The 14,171-nt window shown below is 52.2% G+C and carries 11 protein-coding genes; 5 read left to right on the plus strand and 6 right to left on the minus strand.

What is annotated here, in order from left to right:
• Positions 1 to 54: 54 nt before the first annotated feature.
• The 5 genes from ACTRXH_RS02830 to ACTRXH_RS02850 all read right to left on the minus strand — a co-directional run bounded on the left by ACTRXH_RS02830 (position 55) and on the right by ACTRXH_RS02850 (position 5,788).
• Positions 55 to 1,026 carry a PD-(D/E)XK nuclease family protein gene (locus ACTRXH_RS02830; RefSeq protein ID WP_474260613.1) on the minus strand — a complete coding sequence of 324 codons (972 nt, stop codon included), beginning with the start codon at positions 1,024 to 1,026 and terminating at the stop codon, positions 55 to 57.
• 161 nt (positions 1,027 to 1,187) lie between these two features.
• On the minus strand, positions 1,188 to 2,318 hold the full coding sequence (locus ACTRXH_RS02835; protein ID WP_474260614.1) for a DUF418 domain-containing protein: 1,131 nt from the start codon (positions 2,316 to 2,318) through the stop codon (positions 1,188 to 1,190).
• Positions 2,319 to 2,446: 128 nt separating this feature from the next.
• On the minus strand, positions 2,447 to 4,165 hold the full coding sequence (locus ACTRXH_RS02840) for a gamma-glutamyltransferase family protein (protein ID WP_474260615.1): 1,719 nt from the start codon (positions 4,163 to 4,165) through the stop codon (positions 2,447 to 2,449).
• A gap of 361 nt (positions 4,166 to 4,526) precedes the next feature.
• Positions 4,527 to 4,694, minus strand: a complete 168-nt coding sequence (locus tag ACTRXH_RS02845) for a hypothetical protein (RefSeq protein ID WP_474260616.1) — start codon at positions 4,692 to 4,694, stop codon at positions 4,527 to 4,529.
• A gap of 320 nt (positions 4,695 to 5,014) precedes the next feature.
• Positions 5,015 to 5,788, minus strand: a complete 774-nt coding sequence (locus tag ACTRXH_RS02850) for an MBL fold metallo-hydrolase (protein WP_474280497.1) — start codon at positions 5,786 to 5,788, stop codon at positions 5,015 to 5,017.
• A 168-nt stretch (positions 5,789 to 5,956) separates the two neighbouring features.
• Between ACTRXH_RS02850 and ACTRXH_RS02855 the strand changes: the two genes are divergently transcribed.
• The 5 genes from ACTRXH_RS02855 (at position 5,957) to ACTRXH_RS02875 (ending at position 12,406) form a co-directional block, all read left to right on the plus strand.
• On the plus strand, positions 5,957 to 6,730 hold the full coding sequence (locus ACTRXH_RS02855; RefSeq protein WP_474280499.1) for an SDR family NAD(P)-dependent oxidoreductase: 774 nt from the start codon (positions 5,957 to 5,959) through the stop codon (positions 6,728 to 6,730).
• A 149-nt stretch (positions 6,731 to 6,879) separates the two neighbouring features.
• On the plus strand, positions 6,880 to 9,231 hold the full coding sequence (locus ACTRXH_RS02860; RefSeq protein WP_474260832.1) for a glycoside hydrolase family 31 protein: 2,352 nt from the start codon (positions 6,880 to 6,882) through the stop codon (positions 9,229 to 9,231).
• Between the two features lie 463 nt (positions 9,232 to 9,694).
• Positions 9,695 to 10,723, plus strand: a complete 1,029-nt coding sequence (locus ACTRXH_RS02865; protein WP_474260619.1) for a LytTR family transcriptional regulator DNA-binding domain-containing protein — start codon at positions 9,695 to 9,697, stop codon at positions 10,721 to 10,723.
• A 124-nt stretch (positions 10,724 to 10,847) separates the two neighbouring features.
• On the plus strand, positions 10,848 to 11,696 hold the full coding sequence (locus tag ACTRXH_RS02870; RefSeq protein WP_474260620.1) for an ABC transporter ATP-binding protein: 849 nt from the start codon (positions 10,848 to 10,850) through the stop codon (positions 11,694 to 11,696).
• Between the two features lie 2 nt (positions 11,697 to 11,698).
• Positions 11,699 to 12,406, plus strand: a complete 708-nt coding sequence (locus ACTRXH_RS02875; RefSeq protein ID WP_474260621.1) for an ABC transporter permease — start codon at positions 11,699 to 11,701, stop codon at positions 12,404 to 12,406.
• A 94-nt stretch (positions 12,407 to 12,500) separates the two neighbouring features.
• Here ACTRXH_RS02875 and mqo read toward each other — a convergent pair whose 3' ends face one another.
• On the minus strand, positions 12,501 to 13,997 hold the full coding sequence (gene mqo, locus ACTRXH_RS02880) for a malate dehydrogenase (quinone) (protein ID WP_474280501.1): 1,497 nt from the start codon (positions 13,995 to 13,997) through the stop codon (positions 12,501 to 12,503).
• Between the last annotated feature and the right edge of the window lie 174 nt (positions 13,998 to 14,171).

The raw sequence follows: 14,171 nt of genomic DNA on the forward strand, positions 1-14,171 counted from the left end.
CAATATAATATGTGGCCCCGGCGTATGAAGGCGTCGGGGCTTTTGTTTATGAAGTTAATAAGATGCTGCGTTTAACGCCTTTAAAACATCACGTCCGAGCTGTGGTGTTTTTTTCTTTTTACCGGAAGGGCTGTACAGCTCGACACCCAGGTCAAACTCTTGATTTATCTGACGAAGGAGGGGCTTGGCTATCTCCTTTTCTCCCAGGTCAGCGTTGTATACGATAACCATGCCGCTGGCGTATCGTTGAATTTGGTATCTAGTGCCTGCTAATGTAACCGTCACCTCCTGTTGCATGCTTCCAGAATCGGCAGGAGCACTGGAGCGTTTGGTAATGGACTGTTGACTGTCCATAATATGACGAATGAACGCTTTCAAAGTATGACGGACGTATTCGGAGATAGGATCAATCTCGCCCTTGGCTTCTTTTTCCAGCATTAATCGAATGAGAGAAACAATCGAGAAGCCGTCGTTTCCGGTCCAGGTACACCAGGCTTTACGGTGCGGGGCGATATCTTCCTCTCGTAAAGCCTCATATGCTTCCTGAAGTGGCCCCTGGGAAGCTTCCGGGGTTAAGTAGATCATTGTCACCGCTGTTTCATGTTGATCTTCAAGATCCTCGCGAACGGCGAAATACTCGCGCCGGAACTGGTCCTTCGTTGCCGCCTGCGGGCGGATTTTATTTTCGATCAATACGCGGTGTGTTTCTGCTGCTTCCGCTTGTGAACCTGAAGAAGGAATGGAGGAATAAAATCGCAGATCCAGATCGATAAACAACTTTCGTTCGTCCAGCTGATAGGGGCTTTCAAAAATAACTTCTGTTCCAGACAGAGAATGCTGGTCCAGTATATTCTTAAACCGCCCGTTTAAAGCCTCTGTCTCGTTTAAAGCTTCGAGGAAGCTTCGCAAAAACACATCACCCAGACCATGAGGCTCTTTGGGGGACAGCAGGTAGCCAAGCATTGCGCTCATATTTTCTTCATTTAATTTTCCGTTGCCCATACTAAGTGCTTGAAAGATATTCATAGTGAAACTCCTTTCTCTAAGGTATTAAGTAGGAGTTTTTTATGCATATTTACGAGAAAAATACTCCCTTCCAAGTAAAACAAATGATGTATTGCATCGATTTACTTAAAAGGAAGTATATTAGCCTGCGAGTGGTTTTAGGCGATAGATATTCTGTTCATTTACGATCGCTTCCGAATCATCGGCACCCATTTCATATGCGTCCCAATCCGCCACACCCATTCCAGTGGGCCGTAGTAAAAATACTTCAGCCACAGCGGGCTAGCTAGCAGCTGTGCGGCAAACACCAGCATGCCGATGGCAAATGCGAACACGTAGCCCGGCGGGTCCCAGATACCCACGCCGTTAAAAAACGTGCGGCCGCTCTCGCGGAACAGGCTCACGAAAATGAGCGACTGCAGAAGGTAATGGGTGAAGGTCAGTTTCCCAACGGCGGTAAATGGTATGAGAAACATGGAAATGCTTTTTTGGCTGGTACCGGCGAGAAGCAGTCCGAGGCCGATCCCCAGGCTCACCAGAAACGCGTACACATCGTCGAGATGAGCGACAAGCGGGCTGCCTACTCCGGCGTACAGAACGGCTTTTCCAAGAAGTCCGGCAAGAAGAAAGAGGAGGGCGAGCCGCCATTTACGGTCGCGGTTCTCCCGGGCTTTTAAAAAGACCCCGCTCCGGTAGGCGTACATCCCAAAAAAGAAATAGCCGAGGTGATCGATCATCGTCGACCATTCAATCAATAAGTATTCCACGCCGGTCGGATAGGCTTGATCCGGGGGCAGGGCGTCCTTCATCCACTGCTCCGGATTCATCTGCACGGATGTGTAGCCGTCCAGCAGGTCGAACCCGGTGGAATAGCCGAGCCAGAATAAAAAGGCGAGTCCGAGCAGCCACCGGGTGGGGAGCCGCAGGCAGGTGAGCAGCAGGATTCCCGCGGAGGCGTACATAAGCAAGATGTCCCCTGCCCAGATAAAGAACCCGTGCAGGCCGCCCACAAAAAACAGAATGACGAGCCGCCGGATAAGGGTCGGATAGGGGTTTGTCCCTTTCGTATTCATCCGGTCGAAAATGAGCACGAGGCTGATGCCAAACATCATCGCAAACAATGGCCGGGCGCTGTCCTCAAACACGACGGCGACGGATGTTTTAATGAAGGTACCAAGCCAGGTCGGATTGGCCGGATTCACTAACGCGAGCCCGAAAATATTAACGATAAAAATCGCAAAAAGAGCCACGCCCCGTATCTGGTCGAGTATATTGATGCGCTGTCCTGGAATGTTTTCCTGGGGGGATGTCATGTAAAAACCTACTTTCTACAAAGGGAACTTCTTCTCGGATGTTGATCTAAGGTGCGGGAAAGAACCCTTATAGAGGATAAACGAAAACGACAGAAAAACTAAAGAGCTATTCGTACTACAGGCTTTGTTCACTCTGAAGTACTGCTCTGCCAATCTGCTTCCCGCCGTGGGTCTCTCGCCCCGGAAAGCTCTCCACTCTCCTGGTCCAGGGCTAACGCCTGAATCGAGCCAAAGTACAGCGGCGTCGGCTGTTCGCGGATATCCTCGTACCCAATAGCGAGCAGCTCCTCACGCTGTTCCGTCTCAGGTGCCTCTTCCATGATCAGGTCGTCGCCGTCCAGGTGAAACCGTGGCGCTTCGACAGCTTCCTCGAGGCTGACGTCATTTTCCGCCCAGTCGGAAATGATTTGCGTCAGCATAATCGGAATCCGCTCGCCACCCGGACTCCCGATACCAAGCACCGGGCCGTCGTCATTTGCGACAAGCATCGGGGAGGACCACGTGACCGAGCGCCGTCCCGGCTCGGGTTCGTTAACGTCGTTTTCACCGATATCGAACCGGTCCATCTGGTTATTCAGAAAATAGCCGTCAGCATATTCCCCGGAGCCCCAGAAGTTGGTGAGCGTATTGGTCATCGACACAAACGTGCCATCCTCGTCCACAACGGTAATATGAGTCGTGTTGGGATCTCCGGTATAGGAGGAGGCTTCCGCATCGGAAATAACGCTGTCGCTGGAAATTTCCGCTGCGAGCTCCGCGTTCTGCTCCGGATCGGTCAGTTCATCCACGGGCACATCCACAAAATTCGGATCGCCGTAGTCCGTTTCAATAAACTGGGAGGCCAGTCTCCAGGACATGGCTGTATCGTGAATAAAGTCCGTGCTCTCCCGTCCGGCTTCCATGCTGCCGCGCTCCTCAAGCATCTGCAGCATCTGTATCACACTGATGCCGGGAAGCGGCGGGGCGGCGCCGATAATGTCATAGCCTGCATAGGTCCCGACGGACGGGTCGTTTTGGCTGATCTCAAAGGCTTCAAGCGACGCGGTGTCTATGCCTTCGATTTGAGAGGCCAGCGACTGCCCGGCGTCTCCCTCATACAAGGCACTGCTTCCGTTGTCGCGGATGGTACGGAGGGTGTCCGCGAGCTCCTCCTGCTCCACGGTACTGCCGGCTTCAAGAGGATCGCCGTCAGGGTAGAAATGGCTCAGCTCACTGACGGGCAGCCTGCTTTCTCCCGATTCGAGCTGGTCTGCGAGCAGTCCGGAAACCTCTGAGCTGTCAGCAAGAGCCACCGCAGGATCAAGCAGCTCTTCCCATTCTGCCGTGCCATGATCTGAATGTAATTCGTTCATGCCGGCCGTGAAGCCGGGAACACCTATGTCGGATTCAGGAATGCCTCCCTCGGGTACGACCTCGCGGTAGTCATATGCCTGCGGATCTTCACCCTGCTCCTGAATTAACACCGAGCCGCCTCCGCCGATACCGGAGGCAAACGGCTCGACAACTGAGACCGCATAGGCGGCTGCGACAGCGGCATCGACCGCATTTCCTCCATTATTGAGCACTTCCATGCCGGCATCAACCGCTGCCGGATGCCCGGCGCTTACACCGTAATCGGAGGGCTCGCTTGACTGCTCGGTTTCCTCTTCCTCCTGCGCTGTTTCCTCGTTTTCGTTAGTGTCGGTCTCTTCTTCCGGAGGCGCACTGTCATTATCGCTCTCTTCCTCTGAAGAACATCCACTTATGACGATGGCCGACAGGATAGCAGCGCTGGGGGCGAAGCGGCGAAAGTAATTAACAGAGGGGGACGGGGCTTTTTTTTGTACTGATATCACCTTTTTGTTCATGCATCATTCTCCTTTCGCGGTTCTTGCCTGATTCTGTTTTACATCGGCATTCTCCTGCCGGTACTTGTAACGAGGAAAAGAAAGCATACCACTGGACTGGCGGAAGGTAGAAATGAAATATGTATACAGCCATCGGGACGTGAAAACGCTCTTTTCCCTGTAATATCACTCCTATACCCTAAAATGACTGTATCAAAAGCCCCGGAATACCAATTGGGCAGAGACTTTAATTAGGATTGATATTAAATGAAATAACGTAAATTGGAGAAATTCCCACGACAAAGAGGCACCCAGATATAAATTGCTCTGAACGCCTCTTTAGCAGGTAGCTTTACCATAAGGTTAGCCCGGCTGTTAAAAATTATTTAAATAGTTTTCCGAGCCCTCTTCCAGTGGCTTTTCCAGCTATTCGACGGCCAACCCGTTTTCCAACTTTTCCTTTTTTAACAGCATTAATGTCTCCTAAAACCTTTGCTAAAGTATACAGAACCTTGCGGAAATCATTAATGCTGGATTTTTTTCTAGCCAAATAATCCTCTCCTTTTATATAACTGTTTGTTGTAGTTCATTAATTTTCCCCTCGTAAGACGAGCTGATTAATAGATGAAACAGCTAACTCCTAATAATTTCTACATCACCGTCTTTGTATCCTTTTATCATATATGGTAGAAAGAGTAATTTATGTGAGCTTTATTATATCATCGGCATTACTATTGTTGGTTTACAGCCCTGGAGAATGTTAATGCAGATAAATAATGAAAAACTCCGGCGCCTATGGAGGCCGGAGTCTTCGTTGTATATTGAGCTGGCTTTTTTATTCATGTAGTGAAAGCTACTTATAAGTTCGATTTAAAATCGGTAAATTTCCCCGTCCTCCGGCACCAGCACATTCTTTGAGATGCCTTTTTCTTCAGCAAACCTTTTTAATTCTTCCTTCGATAACGTCCAGTGGTTCACCGCTTCCATGTGCACGGCAATGATTTTCGCCTTCGGCACGGCCTGCTGCAGCTCATACACGTCTTCCTTGCCCATAACGAGCGAGCCGCCCTCGGCGAACTGATTGTCTCCGGCATTGACCACGATGATATCCGGCTGGTGGAGGTTGACCGCTTCCTGGACGCCCTCGTACCAGACCGTATCTCCGGCCACATACAGCGTCTGCTCTGATTCATGGCTGAACACGACGCCGCATACCGGGCCGACAACGTTTAAAATGTCACCGCGGCCGTGCTCGCCCTTCGTTTTGCTCAATCCTATCCCTTCAAAGACGGTGTCCTCGTGAAGCACCTCGACGTTCTGAAAGCCTTCGTTCCGAATAGTCTCCGCTTCATCGGCATTCTGTGTAAAGAGCGGAAGATCCTTGGAAAGTGCTTCCTTCGCGGCTTCGTCCCAGTGGTCCTGATGCGTATGCGTGACGATGACCGCATCAACGCCAGCGGTGATTTCCTGCAATGAAACCGGCAGCTCGGCGACCGGGTTATTCTTGTCGCCGTCCGGTGCATTGGCCGGTGGGTTCGGCAGTGGAGGATAGGCGCCTTTTTCTCCTAAATACGGATCGACCAGAAACTTCTTGCCGGCGTATTCGACGATGAGAGTAGCGTTGCGGATCTGCTGGATATTCATTCGGCAAAACTCCTTTTAGGCTGAAATATAATCAAGTTCTGTCAATTATAACCGAAACGGGCCTGGGAGACATATAGAACGATGTTTCGAATACAACTGTCTGGGAATGGGGACTACGTCTAAGCGTAACGAGCTGCTTAATATATATAGTTAATGGAGGCATAAAATATGAAAATATTACTGACAGGAGCGACGGATGGCATTGGAATGGAAACGGCGAGAATGCTGACTAAAGACGGCCACGAGGTGCTGCTGCACGGGCGCAGCGGGGAAAAGCTTGCGGATGTGGCCAAAGAGATTGGAAACGAAAATGCTGAGCAGTATGTGGCCGATTTGTCCCAGATGGCGAATGTGAGAAGCTTCGCCGAGGCAGTGAAGGAGAAGCACGGGCATCTGGACGTGCTCATCAATAACGCGGGTGTATACACAGCCTCGAGTGAGAAAACCGGAGACGGGCTCGACATCCGATTTGCGGTGAATACGATGGCTCCGTATATCCTGACCAACGAGCTGCTGCCGCTTATGGATGAAACGGGCCGCATTGTGAACTTATCCTCGGCGGCGCAGAAGCCGGTCGATCCGAAGGCACTCTCGGGTGAGGCGGATCTTCAGGACGGAGAGGCATATGCCCAGAGCAAGCTGGCGCTCACGATGTGGACCGTAGAGATGGCGCACCGTGTCGAGCCGGTCATCGTGGCAGTGAATCCGGGGTCCCTCCTCGGTAGTAAAATGGTAAAGACCGCGTTCGGCGTCGAAGGTAACGATATTGCTATCGGGGCGAATATTCTGTATCAGGCGGCTCTGTCGGAGACGTTTGTCGACGCGTCCGGAAAGTATTTTGACAACGACAGCGGCGACTTCGGCGATCCTCATCCGGACGCCCTGGACCAGAAGAAGCGTACCGCGCTCATCAAGCAGATGGATGACCTTATCGGAAAGTAAAAAGCATAGCCAAATAAAAGCAGGACTCCAGCGGATGGGGTTCTGCTTTTTTTGTGGCCGCTCAAACTTGCTAATCCCGGGGGAACGCCGTAATATGAAGTAAATCAATTCGCAGGATTAAAGATAACCCAAAGAGGAGCATACCCGTGATGATAAAAGACCAGTTTATTTTATCAGAGCAAAAAAGTAATGTTTTAATCTTTGAAAATGCGCTGCAGCACATGTATTTATGCGTCTACGTGCTCGAGGACTCCCTGTACCGCGTGACGCTGACCAGAGAAAATCCGCACGTGAATATTCATACGTGGGCGGTAGCTCCCGGGGACACCGAAGTGCCGTTTGAAGGAATCGACCGGAATAAAATCGCCAGCCTTTTTACCCTGCCGGACTTTGACCTAACAGCCTATCCCGGGGAATATGAAATCGAAACCGCTTCGCTGAAGCTGAAAATAAATACGGCAAGGCTTCACTGCCGCTGGTATATAAAAACAGGCGCCGGAAAGGAAGACGTGCTGATTGCCGAGGACCGTGACACGCAGGCGTACGCCTTTCAAATTGCCGAAGCTGCGCCGACTGCGCACTATTTGAAACGAAGCGACAGCGACCGCTACTTCGGCTTCGGCGAAAAATCGGGAGAGGTGAATAAGCACGGGGAGCGCTTCCGGATGCTCAATATCGATGCCATGGGCTACGACGCCTCCGGGACGGACCCCTTGTACAAGCATATCCCGTACTACATCACGCATTCGCCGGAAACGGGCGTAGCCTACGGGCTGTACTACGACGATTACAATGAATGCCTGTTTGATATGGGACGGGAGAAAAACCATTACCACGGCCGGTACAGATATTTTGAATCGCGGTCCGAATACCTGGACTACTATTTTATTCTCGGTCCGGCGGTGGCCGACGTGACGCGGCGGTTTTCATGGATGACCGGGCGGCCGGCGCTCATGCCAAAGTGGAGCATCGGCTATTCGGGGTCGGCGATGACCTACACCGAGGCAAAAAATTCGCAGGAGCTGCTGATGAAATTCGTGGAGGACTGCAAAAAGCACCGCATTGACTGCCGGTCCTTTCATCTGTCGTCCGGCTATACCTCGATCGGCTCCAGGCGGCATGTGTTCAACTGGAACTATGACAAGTTTCCGGATCCGAAGCAGTTCACCGATGATTTTCATGCAAACGGCATCCACGTAATTGCCAACGTCAAACCGACGCTGCTGAGTGATCATCCCCAGTTCCAGGAGGTGCTCGACAACGATTATATTGTGCTGAACAAATATGATGATCCGCTGTTTGAGCAGTTCTGGGACGGGCTCGGCGTGCACCTGGACTTTACGAACGAACGCACGATCACGTGGTGGAAGGAGCACGTGAAGCATCAACTGCTGGCAAAGGGGATTGACGCCATATGGAACGACAACAATGAGTTTGAGGTGTGGGATCCGGAGGCCGATATTCACCTGTTCGGCCGGGGCGCAAAATTCCAGCCGTACCGGGCGATTTTTCCAATGCTGATGGCGAAAAGCTCACTCGAGGCCCAGGTGGAGTATAACGATGAACTCCGGCCGTACGTGCTCAGCCGCTCCGGAAGCGCCGGGCTTGGCCGCTACGCCCAGACGTGGACCGGGGACAATTATTCAAGCTGGAGGACGCTGAAATACAACATCAACATGTCGGTCGGGCTGAGCCTGTCGGGCGTATACAACTTCGGCCATGACACCGGAGGCTTTGCCGGCAATGCCCCGGGGCCGGAGCTGTTTCTGCGCTGGGTGCAGAGCAGCGTGTATTACCCGCGGTTTACGATTCACTCGTGGAACGACGACGGGACGGTAAACGAGCCGTGGATGTATCCGCAGATCATCGACCGGGTGACCGAGGCGATGCGCTGGCACGATCGTCTGGCCGGCTATATATTCTCGCTGCTGTATCACTCGGCTGCAACCTATGAACCCGTGGTCAAGCCGACATTTTTCGACTTTGCGGACGATGACCATACGTATGCCGAAAACGACGAATTCATGCTCGGCGAAGAGCTTCTCGTCTGCACGATGGTACGCCCGGAGGAACGGGAGCGCACGGTGTACCTTCCGGAGCATGCATCCGGCTGGTACGACATGTATACCGGGCGCTGGTACGAGGGAGGCTGGATGGTAACAGTGCCGGCACCGCTTACCTACACGCCGGTCATGGTGAAGGGCGGGAGCCTGATTCCGGTCGAAAAAAACGAAAAGCACGTGATCGACCTGTACGTGTATCCCGGGGAAAACGGGGTGGAGACGTCGTTTACGTATTATGATGACGACGACAGGCGCAAAAATACGGAGCATCTGCTGATTACGTGGACCATGGTACCCGGCGAAAACGACATCAGCCTGACCGTAAAGAAGGAAGGGACGTATGATAATGGCTTTACTGAGATGCACGTACGGACGCCCATCGGAGACAGCCGACCGGTGAGTATTAACGGTGTACGCCGGACATCCTTTATCTGGTGACGGTGGAGTTGAAAATCTGAGCCCCTGGCAGAAATTGCTGCGGGGGCTTTTTGGTATGGAGTTTTTTATTAGTAAACCTTCGGGCACCACAGCCATCAGCATTGGCGGGATAAAATACTTGCCAGCAAAACATTTTCGGTTACCCGTAAAGAAAATAAATTCTGGCCCCAAGCGTCAGAACGTTTTGACTACCAGGGAGGTAAAAACGGTGGCGAAGGTAAGAATTTGATTCGAGCTGCCGGTGCCAGACAGTAATAATGATCCCGGCTGTAGTTCTTCTGCGAGTGAAGAGTAGTTCTTTCTAAATATGCATATCAAAGAAAAGTTAATTATTTACATATTTCCGGGATAATAAAAAACGGGTGTCTGAAAAGCAAAACGTATCACCTCTACCATTATCAGGGTATTTTTATGTATACTAAACAAAAAGAGCTGGCGGAAAAATTCGAAAGGAGAACGTGAATTGGCTACACTATCACTTCAGCAATGGGAAAAACAAAACGAAGGAATCACGCTATTTCCCGCTTTTACCATGGAGGTAACCGAGCCATCGGTGCTTGCGGTCTATACACATACCCACATCCGGGAGGTGCTGCTTCAAGCATTTCTTGGCAAATCTGTTCTTTCAGAAGGGGCGACGATCGTAAACGGCGATCCGCTAAAAAAACGCCGGTCGTTTACCCGGGAGGTTGGCGTGTGCCGGCTGGAGGACGGGTTGTACGATCGTATCCGGGTCCGGGACCAGGTTCGCTTATTTCAGCAGCTGTACGCTTCCTCCTGGTCGGTAAATGAAATGCTTTCAATAGTGAAGCTGCAGGAACGGGCACATTCAGCAGTAAAACAGCTGACATATTCGGAAAAGCAGCGGTTAAAGCTGGCGCGCCTGTGCGCCCAGCGCGCGCCTCTCTGTGTGTTCGAAGAGCCGGATCAGAACGTTGACCTGGAAACTAGGCGCATTATCGCCCGTTTGTTTCAACGCCTGCAGGAAGAAGGAAGCACGGTGCTCGTGCTGACGGGAAATATGGAAAGTGCGGTTCTGCTTGCAGAAAACGTTTACCGTCTGGAATCCTCCGGGCTGCATTTGGTGGAGACGCAGACGGAAAATGAGGAAGAGGAGGCACCTGCAGCCGTGGAGGATAAAGAGCCGGGGCTGCCGTTTGATAAAATACCAAGCCGTGTAAACGAGAAATTAATTTTGTTTCATCCCACCGAAATTGAATTTATTGAAAGCGTGCAGGGCGAGGTGCATCTTCATGTCCAGGGAGAAACCTTCCCGGCAGTTTTTACGCTTGCCGAGCTGGAGGAACGGCTGCAGCCATTCGGCTTTTTTCGCTGCCACCGGTCGTATATTGTAAATCTGCAGAATGTGCGCGAAATTATGACCTGGACCCGCAACAGCTATACGCTTGTGTTAAATGATGCTTCCCAGGCGGAAATTCCGCTGTCCAAAACGAAAATGGCCGCATTGAAGGCGATGCTCGGCATCAAATAAGTGTTCCACTGAGAGCAGAATATGTATCATTGGGGGCCGGATATGCTCCATTGACCAGGAATATAATGCGCCAGACCGCGTTTCTTCGTATGCTGAAAGCAATCACATAGGAGGAGGCGCAATAATGGAACCGATTCTTCACCTTCAAGGTGTATCCAAGATGTACGGCAACCAGGTGGCCGTCAACGACCTGGATATCGACGTGCAGCCGGGCGAAATTTTCGGCTTTTTAGGCCCAAGCGGCTCAGGAAAAACAACGACTATTAAAATGATTACCAATCAGCTTGAGGCAACCGATGGCGAGGTGCGCGTCTTCGGCCGGTCTCTGCCGGTGCGGGCAACAAGCGACTTTTACCGGCGGTTTGGCGTGCTGACGGATAACAGCGGCCTGTATCAGCGGCTGAGCATCGAGGAAAATCTCGCGCTTTATGCCAAACTGTACGACGTGCCCAGGCAGCGCATTCAGGACGTGCTGGAGCTTGTGAACCTGCAGGACGCACGCCGCAGGTCTGTGGCCAAATTGTCCAAAGGCATGAGGCAGCGCACGGTTCTCGCCCGGACGCTGCTTCATGAACCGGAGCTGCTTGTGCTCGACGAGCCGACGTCTGCCCTTGATCCGGGGAATATGCAGCATATTCACCAGGGCTTGCGGGCATTAAACGAACGGGGAACAACGATTTTTCTTTCGACCCATGATATGCAGGAAGCGGAGACGCTCTGCGACCGGGTAGCCTTTATCCATGACGGGCGTCTGCAGCAGGTTGATACCCCCAAAAATCTTCGGCGTCGGTATTCCGAAGGCATGATCCAAGTAGAGCTGACGAACGGGGATGTGCATACGCTCGCGAATACCCCGGCGTATGCCAAACAGCTGTATGAATATATGGCTGACGAACGGGTGGCCGCGATCCATTCCCAGGAACCGACACTGGGAGACATTTTCGTCCGTTTAACGGGAAGGGAGCTGGTGTAACGATGATGGCTGTACAGCGTATGTATGCGATTTTTATGAAGGATGTTAAAGATTTATCGAAAAACCTGTTTGTGACGACCACTGTGATAACACCGGTTATCCTGGCTCTGTTTTACGGACAGCAGGACCAGCTGCCGATAGAAATTCATTACTTAACGTTCAACATCGCGCTGGTGCTTGTGGCGACATTTGTCCAGGCCGCGCTGATTGCCGAGGAAAAAGAAAAGCATACGCTGCGGGGGCTGATGCTGTCTCCGGCATCTCCGTGGGAAATTCTGGCCGGCAAAAATGTATTAACCTTTCTATTCACAGCATTGACGCTATTCGTATGTATTCTCCTCGCCGGCTACGAGCCTTCTCACGCAGGCATTGTCGGAGCGGGGATGGTGCTGTCGATCGGTTTTTACCTGGCGCTCGGTACGCTGCTGGGTCTTTTAGCGACGTCGGTCGTACAGGCGTCTGTCGCTCTGCTGCCGATTATGTTTGTTTTCGGGTTCTCGCAGATTATCGAAGAAATGGCCAGCCGCTACCAGGCAGCAGGGGTGCTTGAATACCTGCCGAACGTTCAACTGGTGGAGATCGCCCGCCAGGTGGAGCAGGGAGCGGCGTGGGTCGACGTGACGGCTCCGCTCTTATGGATTGTCGGCTGGACGGCCGTCATGTGGGGCGTCGTTTTCATCACCTACCAGCGGCGTCAGCTGGAGGATTAGGAAAAAGCTTTTTTAGATAAAAGGAAAGGAAGCACCGGGCGCCGTTTGGCACGTGGATGCTTCCTTTCTGTATTCTATACGGATGAAGAGCTTTTTATGCTTTAGATGCCGCCAGTCCAAGGGTACGCGACGTGGAATCGTGCACCATGTCCAACAGCTCAGGGTTATCCTCGAGGGATTTGCCGTAGGACGGAATGATTTCCTTCAGCTTCGGCTCCCACGCTTCCAGGTGCTCGGGGAAGCATTTGTTCAGGACCTCGAGCATTATTGACACCGACACGGAAGCGCCCGGGGATTCACCGAGCAAAGCGGCCATCGACTGGTCGCTCGCATGAATCAGCTTGGTGCCAAACTGCAGGGCGCCGCGGCCGCCTTCTTTTGTATCCTCGATTAATTGCACGCGCTGGCCGGCGACGAGCAGCTCCCAGTCCTCGCTGGAGGCATTCGGCACGAAGTTCCGCAGCTCCTCCATCCGGTTTTCCTTCGACATGCTCAGCTGCTGGGCCAGGTATTTGAGCAGCGGTGTATTCTTCGCGCCTGCTGCAAGCATTGTCAGCACGTTCGTCGGCTTGACCGAGCCGAACAGGTCCAGCGGCGAGCCCTGCTTCAGGAACTTGGGCGTAAATCCGGCAAACGGACCGTACAGGAGTGTATCTCTGCCTTCAATATGGCGCCGGTCCAGGTGGGGAACCGTCATCGGCGGGGTGCCGGCAGGCTCTTTGCCGTACACCTTGGAATGATGCTCGCGGACGACCTCCGGATTATCACAGACGAGGAATTCGCCGCTGATCGGAAAGCCTCCGATATGTTTGCTTTCGGGGATGCCGGTTTTCTGCAGCAGTGGCAGGGCGCCGCCGCCGGCACCGATAAAGGCGAAGGAAGCCGTATGTTCTTCCAAAGTTTCCTTTTCGTGGTTCTGTACCTTTACTTCCCACGAGCCGTCGTTTCGCTGGGAAATATCGTCAACGGAATGGTTGTAGCGGATCTCGATATTGTCCTGCTTCTCCAGGTTGGCGAGCATCTGGCGGGTCAGTTCCCCGAAATTGATGTCGGTGCCGTGGTCAACCTTCGTGGCCGCTATCGGCTCGTCAGCGTCGCGGCCTTCCATCATTAGCGGGATCCACTGCCTGATTTGATCAGGATCGTCGGAAAACTCTATGCCCTGAAACTGGGGATGACCGTCGAGAGCCTCAAACCGTTTTTTCAGAAAGTTCACGTGATTCTCCCCGTAAACAAAGCTGATGTGGGGGAGGGGACGGATAAATTCCTCCGGGTTTTGAAGATCGCCCTGATCCACCAGATGCGCCCAGAGCTGCCTCGAAACCTGGAATTGGTTATTAATATTGACGGCCTTGCTGATATCAATGGAGCCGTCCGGCTGCTCGGGAGTATAGTTCAGCTCGCAGAGCGCCGCATGCCCGGTGCCGGCGTTATTCCATTCATTCGAGCTCTCCTGGCCTGCGGAATCGAGCTTTTCAAACAGGGTAATGCGCCACTGCGGCTCGAGTTTATTCAGGAGCGTGGCGAGCGTCGCACTCACGATGCCGGCGCCAATAAGGATCACGTCTGTCGTAGTATTGCTGTGGTTCATAGTTTTTCCTCCTTAAAAAAGTGTAAGCGTTTGCCATAAGTAATATGGTCATCAGATGACTTGCTTTTTATGATAACATAGAAAGCTTTTAATTAGAAAAATAATTACAGGAAATTTCGCATTATTTCATGAATTGCCACGTTGAAGCTGCTTGAAAACAAACAAAAGCAGGGC

The sequence above is a fragment of the Marinococcus sp. LNHM5E3-2.1 genome, assembly GCF_056034365.1.

Bases quoted from the DNA above. Each gene is read 5' to 3' on its own strand.
- ACTRXH_RS02830 (WP_474260613.1), bottom strand. From the start codon at position 1,026: ATGAATATCTTTCAAGCACTTAGTATGGGCAACGGAAAATTAAATGAA.
- ACTRXH_RS02835 (WP_474260614.1), bottom strand. From the start codon at position 2,318: ATGACATCCCCCCAGGAAAACATTCCAGGACAGCGCATCAATATACTC.
- ACTRXH_RS02840 (WP_474260615.1), bottom strand. From the start codon at position 4,165: ATGAACAAAAAGGTGATATCAGTACAAAAAAAAGCCCCGTCCCCCTCT.
- ACTRXH_RS02850 (WP_474280497.1), bottom strand. From the start codon at position 5,788: ATGAATATCCAGCAGATCCGCAACGCTACTCTCATCGTCGAATACGCC.
- ACTRXH_RS02855 (WP_474280499.1), top strand. From the start codon at position 5,957: ATGAAAATATTACTGACAGGAGCGACGGATGGCATTGGAATGGAAACG.
- ACTRXH_RS02860 (WP_474260832.1), top strand. From the start codon at position 6,880: ATGATAAAAGACCAGTTTATTTTATCAGAGCAAAAAAGTAATGTTTTA.
- ACTRXH_RS02870 (WP_474260620.1), top strand. From the start codon at position 10,848: ATGGAACCGATTCTTCACCTTCAAGGTGTATCCAAGATGTACGGCAAC.
- ACTRXH_RS02875 (WP_474260621.1), top strand. From the start codon at position 11,699: ATGATGGCTGTACAGCGTATGTATGCGATTTTTATGAAGGATGTTAAA.
- mqo (WP_474280501.1), bottom strand. From the start codon at position 13,997: ATGAACCACAGCAATACTACGACAGACGTGATCCTTATTGGCGCCGGC.